Origin of the sequence: Qipengyuania sp. JC766 (genome assembly GCF_040717445.1) — a bacterium.
Taxonomy (GTDB): Bacteria; Pseudomonadota; Alphaproteobacteria; order Sphingomonadales; family Sphingomonadaceae; genus JC766.
The window spans coordinates 1,830,499-1,847,310 of the sequence record NZ_JBFEFL010000001.1 but is presented as its reverse complement, the minus strand read 5'-3'; the positions used below and the strand labels follow the sequence as shown (position 1 = coordinate 1,847,310).

Annotated in this window: 11 protein-coding genes; 8 read left to right on the top strand and 3 right to left on the bottom strand. The window is 65.2% G+C overall.

Annotated features, from left to right (window positions below; genetic code table 11):
• The first annotated feature begins 26 nt into the window (after window positions 1–26).
• Window positions 27–4,196 carry a DNA-directed RNA polymerase subunit beta gene (rpoB, locus tag AB1K63_RS08820; RefSeq protein WP_366959734.1) on the top strand — a complete coding sequence of 1,390 codons (4,170 nt, stop codon included), beginning with the start codon at window positions 27–29 and terminating at the stop codon, window positions 4,194–4,196.
• A 79-nt stretch (window positions 4,197–4,275) separates the two neighbouring features.
• A complete protein-coding gene (rpoC, locus tag AB1K63_RS08815; protein ID WP_366959733.1) occupies window positions 4,276–8,577 on the top strand; it encodes a DNA-directed RNA polymerase subunit beta' in 4,302 nt (1,433 codons plus the stop codon).
• A 78-nt stretch (window positions 8,578–8,655) separates the two neighbouring features.
• On the opposite strand, the gene wrbA is transcribed toward rpoC, so the two are convergent.
• Window positions 8,656–9,255 (bottom strand): NAD(P)H:quinone oxidoreductase, encoded by a 600-nt coding sequence (wrbA, locus tag AB1K63_RS08810; RefSeq protein WP_366959731.1) that lies wholly within the window; start codon window positions 9,253–9,255, stop codon window positions 8,656–8,658.
• 119 nt (window positions 9,256–9,374) lie between these two features.
• Here wrbA and AB1K63_RS08805 point away from each other — a divergent pair, with 119 nt between their 5' ends.
• A complete protein-coding gene (locus AB1K63_RS08805) occupies window positions 9,375–9,830 on the top strand; it encodes a hypothetical protein (protein WP_366959730.1) in 456 nt (151 codons plus the stop codon).
• Window positions 9,831–9,858: 28 nt separating this feature from the next.
• Here the strand turns inward: AB1K63_RS08805 and AB1K63_RS08800 are convergent, their stop codons facing one another.
• Window positions 9,859–10,392, bottom strand: a complete 534-nt coding sequence (locus tag AB1K63_RS08800) for a hypothetical protein (protein WP_366959729.1) — start codon at window positions 10,390–10,392, stop codon at window positions 9,859–9,861.
• Between the two features lie 64 nt (window positions 10,393–10,456).
• Between AB1K63_RS08800 and gltX the strand changes: the two genes are divergently transcribed.
• Both gltX and AB1K63_RS08790 read left to right on the top strand, forming a co-directional pair.
• Window positions 10,457–11,812 (top strand): glutamate--tRNA ligase, encoded by a 1,356-nt coding sequence (gene gltX, locus AB1K63_RS08795; protein ID WP_366959728.1) that lies wholly within the window; start codon window positions 10,457–10,459, stop codon window positions 11,810–11,812.
• Window positions 11,813–11,898: 86 nt separating this feature from the next.
• Window positions 11,899–13,608, top strand: a complete 1,710-nt coding sequence (locus AB1K63_RS08790) for a SulP family inorganic anion transporter (protein ID WP_366959727.1) — start codon at window positions 11,899–11,901, stop codon at window positions 13,606–13,608.
• A 3-nt stretch (window positions 13,609–13,611) separates the two neighbouring features.
• Here AB1K63_RS08790 and pyk read toward each other — a convergent pair whose 3' ends face one another.
• The gene (pyk, locus tag AB1K63_RS08785) at window positions 13,612–15,066 is read right to left on the bottom strand and encodes a pyruvate kinase (protein WP_366959726.1); all 1,455 of its coding nucleotides are present in this window, start codon (window positions 15,064–15,066) and stop codon (window positions 13,612–13,614) included.
• Between the two features lie 47 nt (window positions 15,067–15,113).
• Between pyk and AB1K63_RS08780 the strand changes: the two genes are divergently transcribed.
• The 3 genes from AB1K63_RS08780 (at window position 15,114) to AB1K63_RS08770 (ending at window position 16,800) form a co-directional block, all read left to right on the top strand.
• Window positions 15,114–15,446 carry a DUF1244 domain-containing protein gene (locus tag AB1K63_RS08780; RefSeq protein WP_366959725.1) on the top strand — a complete coding sequence of 111 codons (333 nt, stop codon included), beginning with the start codon at window positions 15,114–15,116 and terminating at the stop codon, window positions 15,444–15,446.
• Window positions 15,447–15,546: 100 nt separating this feature from the next.
• Entirely contained in the window at window positions 15,547–15,783 is a 237-nt protein-coding gene (locus AB1K63_RS08775; RefSeq protein WP_366959724.1) for a DUF2312 domain-containing protein, read from the top strand.
• 201 nt (window positions 15,784–15,984) lie between these two features.
• Window positions 15,985–16,800, top strand: coding sequence for an SDR family oxidoreductase (locus AB1K63_RS08770; RefSeq protein ID WP_366960676.1), 816 nt, complete (start codon window positions 15,985–15,987; stop codon window positions 16,798–16,800).
• The last annotated feature ends 12 nt before the right edge of the window (window positions 16,801–16,812 follow it).

Genomic DNA, 16,812 nt, shown 5'->3' with positions numbered 1-16,812 from the left:
CCGACATCAAGGGCGAACATCCAGCTATGGCAACCAAGGCGAAACCGGCTCAGGCTTCGGGCACCGCGAAAAAGCGCATCCGCAAGATCTTCGGCGATATCCACGAAGTGGTGGAAATGCCCAACCTGATCGAGGTGCAGCGCGAGAGCTACGAACAGTTCCTGCGCTCCGATCCCTCGATCGATTACGTCTCCGGCCTCGAAAAGACGCTCCGCAGCGTCTTCCCGATCCGCGACTTTGCCGGCACCGCCGAGCTCGACTTCGTCCATTACGAACTCGAACCGCCCAAGTACGACGTGACCGAATGCCGCCAGCGCGGCATTACCTACGCCGCCCCGATGAAGGTGACTCTGCGCCTCATCGTGTTCGAAGTGGACCAGGAAACCGAAACCCGCTCCGTGCTCGATATCAAGGAGCAGGACGTCTACATGGGCGACATGCCGCTGATGACAGAGAACGGCACGTTCTTCATCAACGGTACGGAGCGCGTGATCGTCTCGCAGATGCACCGTTCGCCCGGCGTTCTGTTCGACCACGACCGCGGCAAGACGCACTCCTCCGGCAAGCTGCTGTTCGCCGCCCGCGTCATTCCCTATCGCGGTAGCTGGCTCGATTTCGAATTCGACGCCAAGGACATCGTCAACGTCCGCATCGACCGCAAGCGCAAGCTGCCGGTCACCGCGCTGCTGTTCGCCCTCGGCCTCGATGCCGAGGACATCCTGTCGCACTTCTACGACACGGTCACCTGGCAGCGCGCCAAGGACGGCTGGCAGATCCCGTTCGTCGCCGACCAGTGGCGCGGCCAGAAGCCGACCTTCCCGCTGATCGACGCCAAGACGGGGGAGGAAGTGTTCCCCGCCAACCAGAAGATCAGCCCGCGCGCCGCCAACAAGGCCGCGAAGGACGGTCTGGAAATGCTGCTGCTTCCGACCGAGGAAATCTTCGCCCGCTACGCCGCGCGCGACATGATCGACGAGAAGACCGGCCGCATCTATATCGAGGCGGGCGACGAAGTTTCGCCCGACAACCTCGAAGTGCTGGATGAGGCGGGCGTCGACCAGATCGACCTGCTCGACATCGACCATGTCAACACCGGTCCCTGGATCCGCAACACGCTCAAGGTCGACAAGGCCGAGAACCGCGACGAGGGTCTGGAAGCGATCTACAAGGTCATGCGTCCGGGCGAACCGCCGACCAAGGAAACCGCCGAAGCGCTGTTCGAGGGCCTGTTCTTCGACGGTGAGCGCTACGACCTGTCCGCCGTCGGCCGCGTCAAGCTCAACATGCGTCTCGGCCTCGATGCCGAGGACACCGTGACCACGCTGCGCAAGGAAGACATCCTGGCCGTGGTCAAGGAAATGGTCGACCTGAAGGACGGCAAGGGCGAAGTCGATGACATCGACAATCTCGGCAACCGCCGCGTGCGTTCCGTCGGCGAACTGCTTGAAAACCAGTACCGCGTCGGCCTGCTGCGCATGGAGCGCGCCGTGAAGGAGCGCATGAGCAGTGTTGACGTGTCGACCGTCATGCCGAACGACCTGATCAACGCGAAGCCCGCCGTGGCCGCCGTGCGCGAGTTCTTCGGTTCCAGCCAGCTCTCGCAGTTCATGGACCAGACCAACCCGCTGTCGGAAGTCACTCACAAGCGCCGCGTCTCGGCGCTCGGTCCGGGTGGTCTCACGCGTGAGCGCGCCGGCTTCGAAGTGCGCGACGTGCACCCGACGCACTATGGCCGCATCTGCCCGATCGAAACGCCGGAAGGCCCGAATATCGGCCTCATCAACTCGCTGGCCTCGTTCAGCCGGGTGAACAAGTACGGCTTCATCGAAACGCCGTATCGCAAGGTCGTGGACGGGAAGGTGACCGACGAGGTCGTCTACCTGTCGGCCATGGAAGAGCAGAAGAACGCGGTCGCGCAGGCTTCCGCCGAACTCGACGCGGACGGCCGGTTCGTGGACGAGCTCGTCTCCGCCCGCCAGGACGGCGAATTCGTGATGCTGCCCAACGACCAGATTACGCTGATGGACGTTTCTCCCAAGCAGCTCGTCTCGGTCGCGGCCTCGCTCATCCCGTTCCTTGAGAACGACGACGCCAACCGTGCGCTGATGGGCTCCAACATGCAGCGCCAGGCCGTGCCGCTCGTGAAGGCGGAAGCGCCCTGGGTCGGCACCGGCATGGAAGAAACCGTGGCGCGTGACAGCGGCGCGGCGATTTCCGCCACCCGTGGCGGGATCGTCGACCAGGTGGACGCGACCCGCATCGTGATCCGCGCGCAGGGCGAGGTCGAGGACGGCCAGTCCGGCGTCGACATCTACACGCTGCAGAAGTTCCAGCGCTCCAACCAGTCGACCTGCGTCAACCAGCGTCCGCTGGTGAAGGTGGGCGACCTCGTGGAGCCGGGCGACATCATCGCCGACGGTCCGTCCACGGACCTAGGCGAGCTGGCGCTGGGCAAGAACAGCCTCGTCGCCTTCATGCCCTGGAACGGCTACAACTACGAAGACTCGATCCTGATCAGCGAACGCATCGTGAAGGACGACGTGTTCACCTCGATCCACATCGAGGAATTCGAAGTGATGGCCCGCGACACCAAGCTGGGCCCGGAAGATATCACGCGCGACATTCCCAATGTCGGCGAGGAAGCTCTGCGCAACCTCGACGAGGCGGGCATCGTCTATATCGGCGCGGAAGTGCATCCGGGCGATATCCTGGCGGGCAAGATCACGCCCAAGGGCGAAAGCCCGATGACCCCGGAAGAGAAGCTGCTGCGCGCCATCTTCGGCGAAAAGGCCAGCGACGTGCGCGACACCTCGCTCCGCCTGCCGCCGGGCACCAGCGGTACCGTGGTCGAGGTGCGCGTGTTCAACCGTCACGGCATCGAGATCGACGACCGTACGCGCGCGATCCAGAACGAGGAAATCGAGCGCCTGCGCAAGGACAGCCAGGACGAACGCGCGATCCTCAACCGTGCGACCTACAACCGCCTGCGCGACATGCTCGAAGGTCAGACCGCTTCGGCCGCCCCCAAGGGCGTCAAGAAGGGTACGGTCATCACCGACGAGGTGCTGGAAGAGGTCGACCGCCACGAGTGGTTCAAGTTCGCAGTGGCCGACGACAAGCGCCAGCAGCAGCTGGAAGCGATCAAGGGCCAGTACGACGAGGCCGTGAAGAGCATCGACGCCAAGTTCGAGGACCGCAAGGAGAAGCTCGAGCGCGGTGACGAACTGGCTCCGGGCGTGCTCAAGATGGTCAAGGTCTTCGTCGCGGTGAAGCGCAAGCTGCAGCCGGGTGACAAGATGGCCGGCCGTCACGGTAACAAGGGCGTCATCAGCCGGATCCTGCCGGTCGAGGACATGCCGTTCCTCGAGGACGGGACCCCGGTCGACATCGTCCTGAACCCGCTGGGCGTGCCGTCGCGCATGAATGTCGGGCAGATCTTCGAGACTCATCTGGGCTTCGCGGCCCGAGGGTTCGGCCAGCGCATCAAGCAGGCGCTCGACGACTGGCGTGCAGCGAACCCCGATCCGCAGGCGGGCCAGCCGCCCGAAGCGATCAAGGAAGTGCTGACCAACGTCTATGGCGATCGTTACGCGGAAGACATCAAGGGCCGGAGCGACGAGGAAATCGTCGAACTCGCCGGCAACCTGACCGCGGGCGTCCCGATGGGCACGCCGGTGTTCGACGGTGCGCGCGAAGGCGATGTCACGACCCAGCTGGAAATGGCCGGGATCGACGGCGACGGGCAGTCCGTCCTCTATGACGGCCGCACCGGCGAGGCGTTCGACCGCAAGGTGACCGTGGGCATCATCTACATGCTCAAGCTCCACCACCTGGTCGACGACAAGATCCACGCGCGTTCGATCGGGCCTTACAGCCTCGTCACCCAGCAGCCGCTGGGCGGCAAGGCGCAGTTCGGCGGACAGCGCTTCGGCGAAATGGAGGTCTGGGCGCTCCAGGCCTACGGCGCGGCCTATACCTTGCAGGAAATGCTGACGGTGAAGTCGGACGACGTGATCGGCCGCACCAAGGTCTACGAGGCGATCGTCAAGGGCGACGATACGTTCGAGGCCGGCATTCCGGAGAGCTTCAACGTGCTCGTCAAGGAAATGCGCTCGCTCGGCCTCAATGTCGAACTCTCCTCGCTGAACGACGGCGACGACGAGGACGACGACGGGCTGCAGATCGCGGCAGAATGATCGGGGCGGGGCGGCCTGTCGGGACACGACCGGCCGCTCCCTCCGCCACCCCCGATTTCTCCCCCAAGGGAACAGACAGATGAACGAACTGACCAAATTCACCAACCAGCTCGCCAAGCCGGAAACCTTCGACCAGATCCAGATCGGGATCGCGTCGCCGGAACGTATCCGCAGCTGGTCCTTCGGCGAGATCAAGAAGCCGGAAACCATCAACTACCGCACGTTCAAGCCCGAGCGTGACGGCCTGTTCTGCGCGCGCATCTTCGGTCCGGTGAAGGACTACGAATGCCTGTGCGGCAAGTACAAGCGCATGAAGTACAAGGGCGTCGTCTGCGAGAAGTGCGGCGTCGAAGTCACCGTCACCAAGGTGCGCCGTGAGCGCATGGGCCATATCGAACTGGCCGCGCCGGTCGCGCATATCTGGTTCCTGAAGTCGCTGCCTTCGCGCATCGGCCTGCTGCTCGACATGCAGCTCAAGCAGCTCGAACGCGTGCTGTACTTCGAAAGCTACATCGTCACCGAGCCGGGCCTGACGCCGCTTGAGAAGTTCCAGCTGCTGACCGAGGACGAGCTTCTCGAAGCGCAGGACGAATACGGTGAGGACGGGTTCAGCGCCGCGATCGGTGCCGAGGCGGTCAAGACCATGCTCATGGATCTCGATCTCGAGCAGGAACGCGCCGACCTTCTGGAAGAGCTCGAGACCACCAAGTCCGCGCTCAAGCCCAAGAAGATCATCAAGCGGCTGAAGGTCGTCGAAAGCTTCATCGATTCGGGCAACCGTCCGGAATGGATGATCCTCGAAGTCGTGCCGGTCATTCCGCCCGAACTGCGCCCGCTGGTCCCGCTGGACGGCGGCCGCTTCGCGACGTCGGACCTCAACGACCTCTATCGCCGCGTCATCAACCGCAACAACCGCCTGAAGCGCCTCATCGAACTGCGCGCGCCGGACATCATCGTGCGCAACGAAAAGCGCATGCTGCAAGAATCGGTCGATGCCCTGTTCGACAACGGGCGCCGCGGCCGCGTGATTACGGGTGCCAACAAGCGTCCGCTGAAGTCGCTGTCCGACATGCTCAAGGGCAAGCAGGGACGCTTCCGCCAGAACCTGCTCGGCAAGCGCGTCGACTATTCGGGCCGTTCGGTCATCGTGACGGGTCCGGAACTCAAGCTGCACCAGTGCGGCCTGCCCAAGAAGATGGCGCTCGAGCTGTTCAAGCCGTTCATCTACGCCCGCCTCGATGCGAAGGGTCTTTCCATGACCCTCAAGCAGGCCAAGAAGTGGGTCGAGAAGGAGCGCAAGGAAGTCTGGGACATCCTCGACGAGGTAATCCGCGAGCACCCGGTTCTGCTGAACCGTGCGCCCACGCTGCACCGTCTCGGCATCCAGGCGTTCGAGCCCGTGCTGATCGAAGGCAAGGCGATCCAGCTTCACCCGCTCGTCTGCTCGGCGTTCAACGCCGACTTCGACGGTGACCAGATGGCCGTGCACGTTCCGCTGAGCCTCGAGGCGCAGCTGGAAGCGCGCGTGCTGATGATGTCCACCAACAACATCCTCAGCCCCGCCAACGGCAAGCCGATCATCGTGCCGTCGCAGGACATGGTCCTGGGCATCTACTACCTCACCATGGATCGCGAAGGCGAGCCGGGCGAGGGGATGGTGCTGGCCGACATGGCCGAAGTGCACCAGGCGCTGGAAGTCGGTGCGGTGACGCTCCACTCCAAGATCACCAGCCGCGTCCCGCAAGCGGGCGAGGACGGCAAGATCGAAATGAAGCGCTTCGAGACGACGCCCGGCCGCATGCTGCTCGGCGAATGTCTGCCCAAGGCGCACAAGGTGCCGTTCGACATCGTCAACCGCCTTCTGACGAAGAAGGAAATCGGCGACGTGATCGACCAGGTCTATCGTCACACCGGTCAGAAGGACACGGTGCTGTTCGCCGACGCCATCATGACGCTGGGCTTCCGCCACGCGTTCAAGGCGGGCATTTCCTTCGGCAAGGATGACATGATCATCCCGATTGAGAAGGAAAAGCTGGTCGAGGAAGCCAAGGCGCTCGTCACCGATTACGAGCAGCAGTACCAGGACGGCCTCATCACCCAGCAGGAAAAGTACAACAAGGTGATCGACGCCTGGGCCCGCTGCGGCGACCAGGTGGCGGACGCCATGATGGACAAGCTGAAGGCCCGTCCCAAGGACGAGAACGGCCGCGAGGCGCAGATCAACTCGATCTACATGATGAGCCACTCCGGTGCGCGTGGTTCGCCGGCGCAGATGAAGCAGCTGGGCGGGATGCGCGGGCTCATGGCCAAGCCGTCGGGCGAGATCATCGAACAGCCGATCATCTCGAACTTCAAGGAAGGCCTGACCGTCCTCGAATACTTCAACTCCACCCACGGCGCCCGCAAGGGCCTGGCGGACACGGCGTTGAAGACGGCGAACTCGGGCTACCTCACGCGTCGCTTGGTCGACGTGTCGCAGGACTGCACGATCGTCGAGGACGACTGCAAGACCGAGAACGCGCTCGACATGCGCGCCATCGTGCAGGGCGGTTCCGTGATCGCGTCGCTCGGTGAGCGTATCCTGGGCCGTACGCTGGCCGAAGATGCGGTCAACGCGGCGACCGGCGAGGTCATCGCCAAGGCCGGCACGTTGCTGGACGAACCGACGGTCAAGGCCATCGAGGAAGCCGAAGTGCAGGTCGCCAAGATCCGCAGCCCGCTGGTCTGCGAAGCCGAGCAGGGCGTTTGCGCGACCTGCTACGGTCGAGATCTTGCGCGCGGGACGCCGGTGAACATCGGAGAAGCCGTGGGCGTCATCGCGGCGCAGTCGATCGGTGAGCCTGGCACGCAGTTGACCATGCGTACCTTCCACATCGGTGGTGCGGCACAGGTGAACGAGACGAGCCACCTCGAATCCGTTTCGGAAGGCAAGGTCCACTATCGCGACATGCCGACCATCATGGACAAGAAGGGCCGCCTGCTCAGCCTTGCCCGCAATGGCGAGATCGTCGTGATCGACGCCGAAGGGCGCGAGCGCGAGCTGCACAAGGTCCCCTATGGTACGTTCCTCATCAACAAGGACGGTGCCAAGGTGAAGGAAGGCGATCGTCTGGCCGAATGGGACCCGTTCAGCCTTCCGATCATCACCGAGCAGTCGGGCGTCGTCCGGTTCCAGGACCTGGTCGAAGGCATCACGCTGGAAGAGCAGGTCGACGATGCGACCGGTATCGCGCAGCGCGTCGTCACGGAAAACCGTGCGACGGGCCGCAAGAAGAAGGAAGAGCTGCGTCCGCGCCTGACCCTGCTTGGCGAAGGCGAGACCGATGACGGCGAGACCGAGGCGCAGCGTTACCTGCTCGCTCCGGGAACGACCCTGTCGGTCGAAGACGGCCAGCAGGTCGAAGCCGGCGACATCCTTGCCCGTGCCAGCCGCGAAGCGGCAAAGACGCGCGACATCACCGGCGGTCTGCCGCGTGTTGCCGAGCTGTTCGAAGCCCGCGTACCCAAGGACAATGCGATCATCGCCAAGATTTCCGGCAAGATCGAGTTCGTCCGCGAGTACAAGGCCAAGCGCAAGATCGCGATCGTTCCGGAAGAGGGCGATCCCGTCGAGTACCTGATCGCCAAGACCAAGGTGATCGACGTGCAGGAAGGCGACCACGTCAAGAAGGGCGACACGCTCGTCTCCGGTTCGCCCAACCCGCACGACATCCTCGACGTGATGGGCGTGGAAGCGCTGGCCGAGTATCTCGTGAACGAGATCCAGGAAGTCTACCGACTGCAGGGCGTGAAGATCAACGACAAGCACATCGAAGTGATCGTTCGCCAGATGCTGCAGAAGGTCGAGATCACCGATGGTGGCGACACCACGCTGCTGCCGGGCGAACAGGTCGACTACGAGGAGATGAACGAGGTCAACTCCAAGCTGGGCCGCAACAAGAAGCCGGCCCAGGGCACGCCGATCCTGCTCGGGATCACCAAGGCGAGCCTGCAGACCCGTTCCTTCATTTCGGCGGCGTCCTTCCAGGAAACGACGCGTGTGCTGACCCAGGCTTCTGTCGAGGGCAAGAAGGACACGCTGATCGGTCTCAAGGAGAACGTCATCGTGGGCCGTCTCATCCCGGCCGGCACCGGTGCGGGCATGAACCGCCTGCGTGTCACGGCCTCCAGCCGCGACGCAGCCCTGAAGGCGCAGTGGAAGAAGGCGCAGGAAGCCATCATCGCTGCGCAGACGGCCGAGGAAGAGCACGAAGCCGAACTGGCCCAGGGCCCCGAAGCGGCCGTCGGCGACGATCCGCTGGCGACCATGGAAGGCGAAACGCACGGCACCGATGCCGATGCGGGCGACTACCTGAACGAAGAGGCGAAGGACGGCGAATAAGCCGGGCAGCCTCGGGCACAAGAAAAGCCCCGCCGGAGCGATCCGGCGGGGCTTTTTCGTGCCGGCTTTCCCGACGGCCTATCCGGCGAGTTTCTTGGCGATCCGCGCGACCTTCGCGCCGAGATAGCGCGCGCCGCCCAGATCGGTTTCGCTCGGCTGCCGGCTGCCGTCGCCGCCCGCAATGGTCGATGCCCCATAGGGCGATCCACCGGCGACCTCGCTCAAATCGACCAGCTTCTCGTATCCGTAATCGAGGCCGGTGATGATCATGCCGTGATGCAGCAGGTTGTTCTGCAGCGAGGCGTGGGTCGTCTCCTGGCCCCCGTGCTGCGACGCGGTCGAGGTGAAGCTGGCGCCGATCTTCCCGACCAGCTTGCCTTCCTGCCAGATCGGTCCGGTGCGATCCCAGAACGCGGCCATCTGGGACGTCAGGCGGCCGTAGCGCGTGGGCGAACCGACGATGATCCCGTCGTAATCCGGCAGATCTTCGGGTTCGATCGTCTGGTGGTCGTGATCGGTCTTGAAGCCCGCCTGCTCGACGATTTCGTCGGGCGCGGTCTCGGGCACGCGGGCGACGGTCACCTCGGCGCCTTCGTCGCGCGCCCCCTGCGCGACGGCGTCGGCCATCGCTTCGGTGTGTCCATAGGAGGAATAGTACAGCACGAGTATTCTGGTCATGGAAAGGTCTCTGTCCGTTGCGGGTTCGGGGTATGCCTTCAGGACGGATGCGCGCAGCGAGAGTTCCGTCGCCCGTTTTCGCTGGACGGCCCCCGCACCGGGTCTGCTAGGTTCTCCCCATGATCCGATATCTGTTCATTGTCGGCTGTCTGTCGGCCACCGCGTGTCAACCGGAAGCCGGGCCTCCGGAAGGGGAGGCTACCCTACCATCCGGGGTTCCCGAAACGGCGCCCGCCGCGGATCCATCGGACATACCGGCCAGCCTCGAAGGGGAATACCGGGTAGCGGGAGCAGGCGGCAACGAGGTCGACCTGCCTTGGGGCATGACCGTGTCGATCGATGCCGATGCGATCATGCTGCAGTCGGATTGCCTCGCGCCGGAATGGAGCTACGCCCTGCGGGACGGTGAACTGGCAACCCGCAAGGTCGACAAGGAACTGTGCGACAGGGCGAGAGAACCGGTGGAGGATGCGGCGATCGCCGCGCTGGACAATGCGGTGAGTGCGCGGCGGACCCCAACGAATGCCATCGTGCTGGAAGGCGAGGGCACCAGCATCACGCTCTACACCCAGTGAGCGCTTCGTCCGGGCGCTCGCCTTGCGATCAGTCGGCCTGCTTCGCCTCCAGCTCGGCGAGCTTCTTCTTCGCGTACTCGTAGTCCGGCCGCAACTCGATGGCCTTGCGGTAATACTGCTTCGCCGCTTCTATGTCGCCGTCCTCGCCGAGCCAGTAGCCCATGCCGCTGCACGCGGTCGCATCGCCCACTTCGCAGCCCTTCTCGTCCCATTTGCGGGAAACCGCGGCGTCCGTCTGGTAGGCACTGTTGTCGAGATAGTACCAGCTCAGCAGGCTGCAGGATTTGCCCAGCCCGCCATTGCACGCCTTGGCCAGGTATTCTTCGGAAAGCGCCGCGCTGCGCTCGCTGACGCCGTAGTCCCCCGTGCCGTACGCCCGGCCGGCATTGTGACACGCTTCCAGCTTTGTCGGATCCTGTGCCGCCTTGCCCTTGAGCTTCTTGCAAGCCTTTTCGGCAGCGACACCGTCGATCGCCGGGGTGGCATCCTGCGCTGCCGAAACCGCCGGAACACCCAGGGCCAGCGCGCTTGCACCCAGCGCGACGAGAACACGGATCACCATCGTTGCCTTCCTCCCCTTGCAAACGACTTGTTCCTGCCCCGTCCCCGCTTTACGCGCAAGCGCCATGACAACCACCCGTTTCGCCCCTTCGCCGACCGGCCGCCTGCATGTCGGCAACATCCGGACCGCGCTTCACAACTGGATGCTGGCACGAAGGGACGGCGGCAGGTTCCTGCTGCGCATCGACGATACCGACGCGGAGCGCAGCCGCGAAGAGTATGTCGACGCGATCCGGCAGGACCTTGCCTGGCTCGGCATGGAACCCGACGGCGAGGCGCGGCAAAGCGAACGGCTCGCCCTCTACGATGCCGCGTTCGATCGGCTGAAGGCTGCGGGCCGCGTTTATCCTGCTTACGAGACGGCGCAGGAACTGGAACTGAAGCGCAAGATCCTGCTCGGCCGGGGCAAGCCGCCGATCTACGATCGCGCCGCGCTTGATCTCACCGACGAACAGCGCGCGGCGAAGGACGCCGAGGGCGTTGCGCCACACTGGCGTTTCAAGCTGGATCATGACGAACCGATCGTGTGGGAAGACGGCATCCGCGGAACGCAGAAATTCGATGCCGCGCAGCTGTCGGACCCGGTCATCCGCCGGGCGGACGGAAGCTGGCTCTATATGCTGCCGAGCGCGGTCGACGATCTCGACATGGGCGTGACCGACGTGCTGCGGGGCGAAGACCATGTGTCCAACACGGCAGTGCAGATCCAGATGTTTACCGCGCTTCTTGCTGCGCAGCACGAAGCGCAGCAAATGCCGCGCTTCGCGCATGAGGCACTGCTGGTCGGCGCCGAGGGCAAGCTATCGAAACGGCTCGGTTCGCTGGGCTGCGATGCCTTCCGCGAACGCGGGCTGGAGCCGGCAGCGCTGGTCGCGCTGCTGGCGCGGCTCGGCACCTCGCAGCCGGTCGAGCCGATCGCCGACCGGCGGGTGCTGGTCGAGGGGTTCGATCTTTCGACCTTCAGCCGCGCGCCGGCGCGTTTCGACGATGCGGAGCTGGATCGCCTGAACGCTGCGATCGTGCACCGGCTGGACTACGACGATGTGGCCGCTCGCCTGCCCGAGGGTATGGACAAGGCGGGCTGGCACGCGATCCGGCCGAACATCTCGACCATCGGCGAGGCTGCCGAATGGTGGCGGCTCGTCACCGGACCTGTCGCAGAGATCGCGTTCGAAGCGGACGACCGTGGCTACCTCGCGGTCGCCGCGCAGGGTCTCGAGTGGGGTGACGATCCCTGGGCATCGCTGACCGGGCGGCTGAAGGAGCAGACCGGACGCAAGGGCAAGGCGCTGTTCCTCCCGCTGCGCCAGGCACTGACGGGCATGGATCATGGCCCCGACATGGGCGAGCTGCTGCCTTTGATCGGCGAGACAGAAACGCGCGCGCGGCTCGAACGGGCCGCTGCCAGCCCGGAGGACTGACGCGCGGCCTCCCGCCAAACCCGACAATTGCCGTCCTTGCAACCGAATGCCCTTCCCGTAGGTTGGGTCGGCAAGGAAGGAGCGGCATGGTCGGCGACGCGTTGAAACCGAAGACGGGACGGATCGGCCGGTTCGACCCGGAATCGATCGGCAAGGACGTCATCGCCGGACTGGTACTTTCGATCCTGCTTGTACCGCAGGCCATGGCCTATGCGCAACTTGCCGGGCTGCCGCCGGAAACGGGGCTCTACGCTTCCTTGCTTCCGCCGCTGCTGTATCTCCTGTTTGGGACGAGCGCCTTCGTTTCCACCGGACCCGTGGCCCTCGTTTCGCTCGTGATCGCGGAGGCGGCGACGTCCGCCGGAGGAGAGCCGCTGACAGCTGCCATGATCATCGGCCTGCAGGCGGGCGCGATGCTGGTCGTCCTCGGCGCGCTCGGGCTGGGGAGGCTGGTCAATTTCATCAGCGAACCCGTGCTGCTGGGCTTCACCGCCGCTGCCGCGGTTCTCATCGCCACGAGCCAGCTGCCGACGCTCCTGGGGATCGAGGCGGGGCGCGCAGGGAACCTGCCGGATGCGCTCGCGGGCCTGTGGCAGGGTCTGCCCGGCTTCGATGCGACGACCGCCCTTATCGGCGTCGCGGCGCTCATCGTGTTGCTGCTGGCGCATCGCTATGCAGAGCCGTTGCTCTGGAAGGCCGGCCTGCATCCGCCTTACCGGCAGGGTATCGCGAAGTCCCTGCCGCTCGCGATCATCGTCGGCGCGGCCTGCGTCGCGGCGATGGTTCCGCACGACGTGCCGACCGTCGAAGCGATCGATTCCGCCATGCCGCGCCTCTCGTTCCCGGATGGGGGCATGGCGCTTTGGATACAGCTGCTCCCCAGCAGCTTCGCCGTTGCCATCATCATCTTCGTCACGGCCACGGCGGTCGCCAAGTCGCTCGCCGGCCGCGATCGCAGCAACCTCGATACCAGCCGGGAGGCCGTGGCGCTGGGGGCGGGCAACATCGCCGCCGCCCTGACCGGGGGCTACGCCATCGGCGCCAGCCTCAGCCGGTCCGCACTGGTCGAGGACAGCGGGGGGCGTACCCCGCTAGCCTCGGTCGTCGCTTCGGTCTGCGTTCTGGCGGTGCTGTTCCTGCTGGCGCCGCTGCTCGCCTACCTGCCGCGCACCGCGCTGGCCGCACTCGTCATCAGTGCGGTCTTCGGGCTCGTGAAGATGCGCGACATGCGGCAGGTCTGGGGGCACGACCGCACGGAAGGGGCGATCATCGCCCTGTCATTCCTGGCAACGCTCCTGCTCGGCGTCCGCTTTGGCCTCGGCATCGGGGCCGCGCTCGGCCTTATCCACTATTTGTGGTTCTCCTCCGTGCCCCGCGTCACGCGAGTCGGTACCGACGATGGCGGGGAGACATACCGTTCCTACGACCGCGACGATGTCGAGATCCAAACCCTGCCCGTGCTCGTGGTCCGCATCGACCGGTCCATCTATTTTGGCAACAGCGCCTATTGCGAGGACCAGATCGTCTCCCGGCTGGGCTGGTACGATGGCGTCGAATGCCTGGTGCTGGACATGCGGGCGGTGAACGCCGTGGACGCGAGCGGGGCCGCGATGCTGCTCCGGCTGGTCGAGCGACTGAGCGAGGACGACATCACCGTCCGCTTCGCCGAAACGCACGAGCCGGTGGCGGAGCGCCTGAAGCCCTATGGCGGGGAACGCAGCGAGTTCCACCGGACCGTCGCCGATGCGCTGGAACGCTGCGGCGTGCCGCAGAACGAACCGATCGCGCCGACCTGACGGTCAGTCCCGGTGGCGGTCCAGCTCGTCGCCGGTCAGGGTCACGACATGGAGCAAATTGGTGGACCCGGGCGTGCCGAACGGAACGCCGGCCAGCACCACCAGCTTGCCGCCCGCCTGGCCGAAGCCGTGCCGCAGCGCCATGCGCTTGCCCTTGCCGATCATCTCCTCGAAGCTGCCGATATCCTTGGTGGCAACGGGATGTGCACCCCATAGCAGCGCCACCCGGCGCGCCGTCTTCATGGACGGGGTCAGCACCATCATCGGCACGCTCGGCCGCTCGCGCGCCACGCGGCGCGCGGTGCTGCCGGAACTGGTGAACACCGTGATCGCACTGATCGGGACCGTGTCGGCAATGGTCATGCAGGCATGGCCCAGCGCGTCCGCCGTGGTCGGATCGGGCGGCGTGTCGAGGAAGCGGACGCGGGCAAGATAGCCGTCGTCTTCCTCCACCTGCTTCGCGATGCGGTGCATCATGGTGACCGCTTCTTCCGGCCATTCGCCGGCGGCGGTTTCCGCGCTCAGCATCACCGCGTCCGCCCCGTCATAGACCGCGTTCGCCACGTCGGAGACTTCGGCCCGGGTCGGGGCGGGGCTTTCGATCATGCTTTCCAGCATCTGGGTCGCCACGATCACCGGCTTGCCAACCAGCCGCGCCCGGTTGACGATGTCCTTCTGCAGCGGCGGGACTTCGTAGGCTTCCAGTTCCACGCCCAGATCGCCGCGCGCGACCATCACCCCGTCGGACAGGTTGAGGATCTCGTCCAGCCGGCGCACCGCGCTCGGCTTCTCGATCTTGGCGCAAAGCGATCCTTGTCCGCCCATCAGCTTGCGGGCCTCGGCCAGATCCTCGGGCCGCTGGACGAAGCTCAGGCCGATCCAGTCCGCCCCCTGGCTCATCGCGAAGGCGAGATCGCGCCGGTCCTTTTCCGTCAGCGCCGGGATCGGCACTTCGGCATCCGGCACGTTCACGCCCTTGCGGTCCGAGATGACGCCGCCGACTTCGGCCGAACACAGGATCTCGTCCTCGTCCGCCCGGATCACGCGCAGGCGGATCTTGCCGTCGTTGATCAGCAGGCGCTGGCCCTTCTGCATCAGGCCGAACAGCTCGGGATGGGGCAGGAAGACGCGCGTCTCGTCGCCCGGCTCGTCGCGGCGGTCGAGCGTGAAATGTCCCGAATGGCGGATGACGGCCCGACTGTCCTTGAAGGTACCGACGCGCAGCTTGGGACCTTGCAGGTCGCACAGGATCGCGATCGGGCGGCCGAATTCCTTTTCCAGGTCGCGCACGGCCTTGATCGTGGCGGCGTGGGTCGCGTGGTCGCCATGGCTCATGTTGACGCGGAAGGCGTCCGCTCCGGCCTTGAACAGGCGGCGCAGCATGTCGGGATCGCGGCTCGCCGGGCCGAGCGTGGCGAGAATCTTGACCTTGCGGCCCCTCGGGTCGAGCTTTTCCATAGGGGCTGCTATGACAGCGGCATATTGCAAGACAAGGGATTTGCGCGATGGATACGAATGCCACACCCGACGCGGCCGACGATCTGGACCGGCTGGACGATGCCGTGGCGGCGGCTGCATTCCGGCGGCTCGTCCGGCACCTGCGGCACCGGCACGATGCGCAGAACATCGAACTGATGGGACTTGCCGGGTTCTGCCGCAATTGCCTTGCGGACTGGATCCGCGATGCGGGCTATCCGGGCGACAAGGCGCAGGCGCGCGAACTGATCCACGGCATGCCACAGGACGAATGGAAGGCGACGCGGCAGCAGCCCGCCACGCAGGAACAGATCGAAGCGATGGAAAAGAGCCTCACTAGGAACCGGCCGGACCTGCGCTAGGGACCTCGCGCCAGCTTGTGGAAAGGCGGCTTCACGCTGTCCGGACGCGCCGCTATCGAACCCGGCAACCGATTCTCAATTCCAACGGAGACCTGACGAGATGGCCGAAGCCTCTGACGACCGCCTGCGCCTGCTGATCGAGCGCATCGAACGCCTCGAGGAAGAGAAGAAGGGCATCGCCGACGACATCCGCGACGTCTACGGCGAAGCGAAGGCGGTCGGCTACGACGTCAAGATCATGCGGCAGATCGTGCGCCTGAGGAAGATGACGCCGGACGACCGCAGCGAGCAGGAGACCATCCTCGACACCTACAAGGCCGCGCTCGGCATGGGCTGAGCCCTGTGGGTACGGCCCGCCCACGGTTGGTGGCCGGAGCCGCCGGCCGGACTGACAAATGTCGATTGCGGAACGATCGCATGGCCCGCTCCTTGGCTTCGTAAGAGCCATACAAGGAGCAACCCCATGACCAGCCCCGCCGACAGCAGTCGCGAAGCGACCGACACCGCCTTCATCGAACCGACCGTCGAGGAGCCGCGCATGCCGGGTTCCGAAGCGGACATGGACAAGAAGCCCGACTGGCAGCCGCGCTTTCCCGGCTCCGGCCGCCTGAAGGGCAAGAGCGCCATCGTGACGGGGGCGGACAGCGGCATAGGCCGGGCCACGGCCGTGCTGTTCGCGCGCGAGGGCGCGGATGTCGCGATCGCCTATCTCAGCGAAGACGAGGACGCGGAAAAGACCCGCGAACTGTGCGAGGCGGAAGGGGCCCGGGCCTTCACCTTCCGCGGCGATCTCGGCAAGGAGGAGACCGGCCAGAAGCTGGTCGAGGAGACGATCGAGAAATTCGGCAAGCTTGACGTCCTCGTCAACAACGCGGGCGAGCAGCACCCCGACTACGATATCGAGGACATCACCACCGAACAGCTGCAGCGCACTTTCCAGACGAACATCTTTTCCATGTTCTACCTGGTGCAGGCCGCGCGCCCGCACCTGAAGAAGGGCGCGGCGATCGTAAACTGCACCAGCGTGACCATGTACAAGGGCGCGCCCATCCTGCTCGACTATTCCTCCACCAAGGGGGCGATCACCGCCTTTACGCGATCGCTGAGCGGAAACCTCATCGAGGACGGCATTCGCGTTAATGCCGTGGCGCCCGGTCCGATCTGGACGCCGCTCAACCCGTCGGGCGGCCAGCCGCCGCAGGAAATGGACGATTTCGGCGAGGATACGCCGATGGGGCGTCCGGGGCAGCCGAACGAGGTCGCGCCCGCGTTCCTGTTCCTCGCCTGCGAGGATTCGAGCTACATGTCCGGACAGGTGCTGCATCCCAATGGCGGGATCGTCCTGAACGGGTAGACCTGCGCGGCT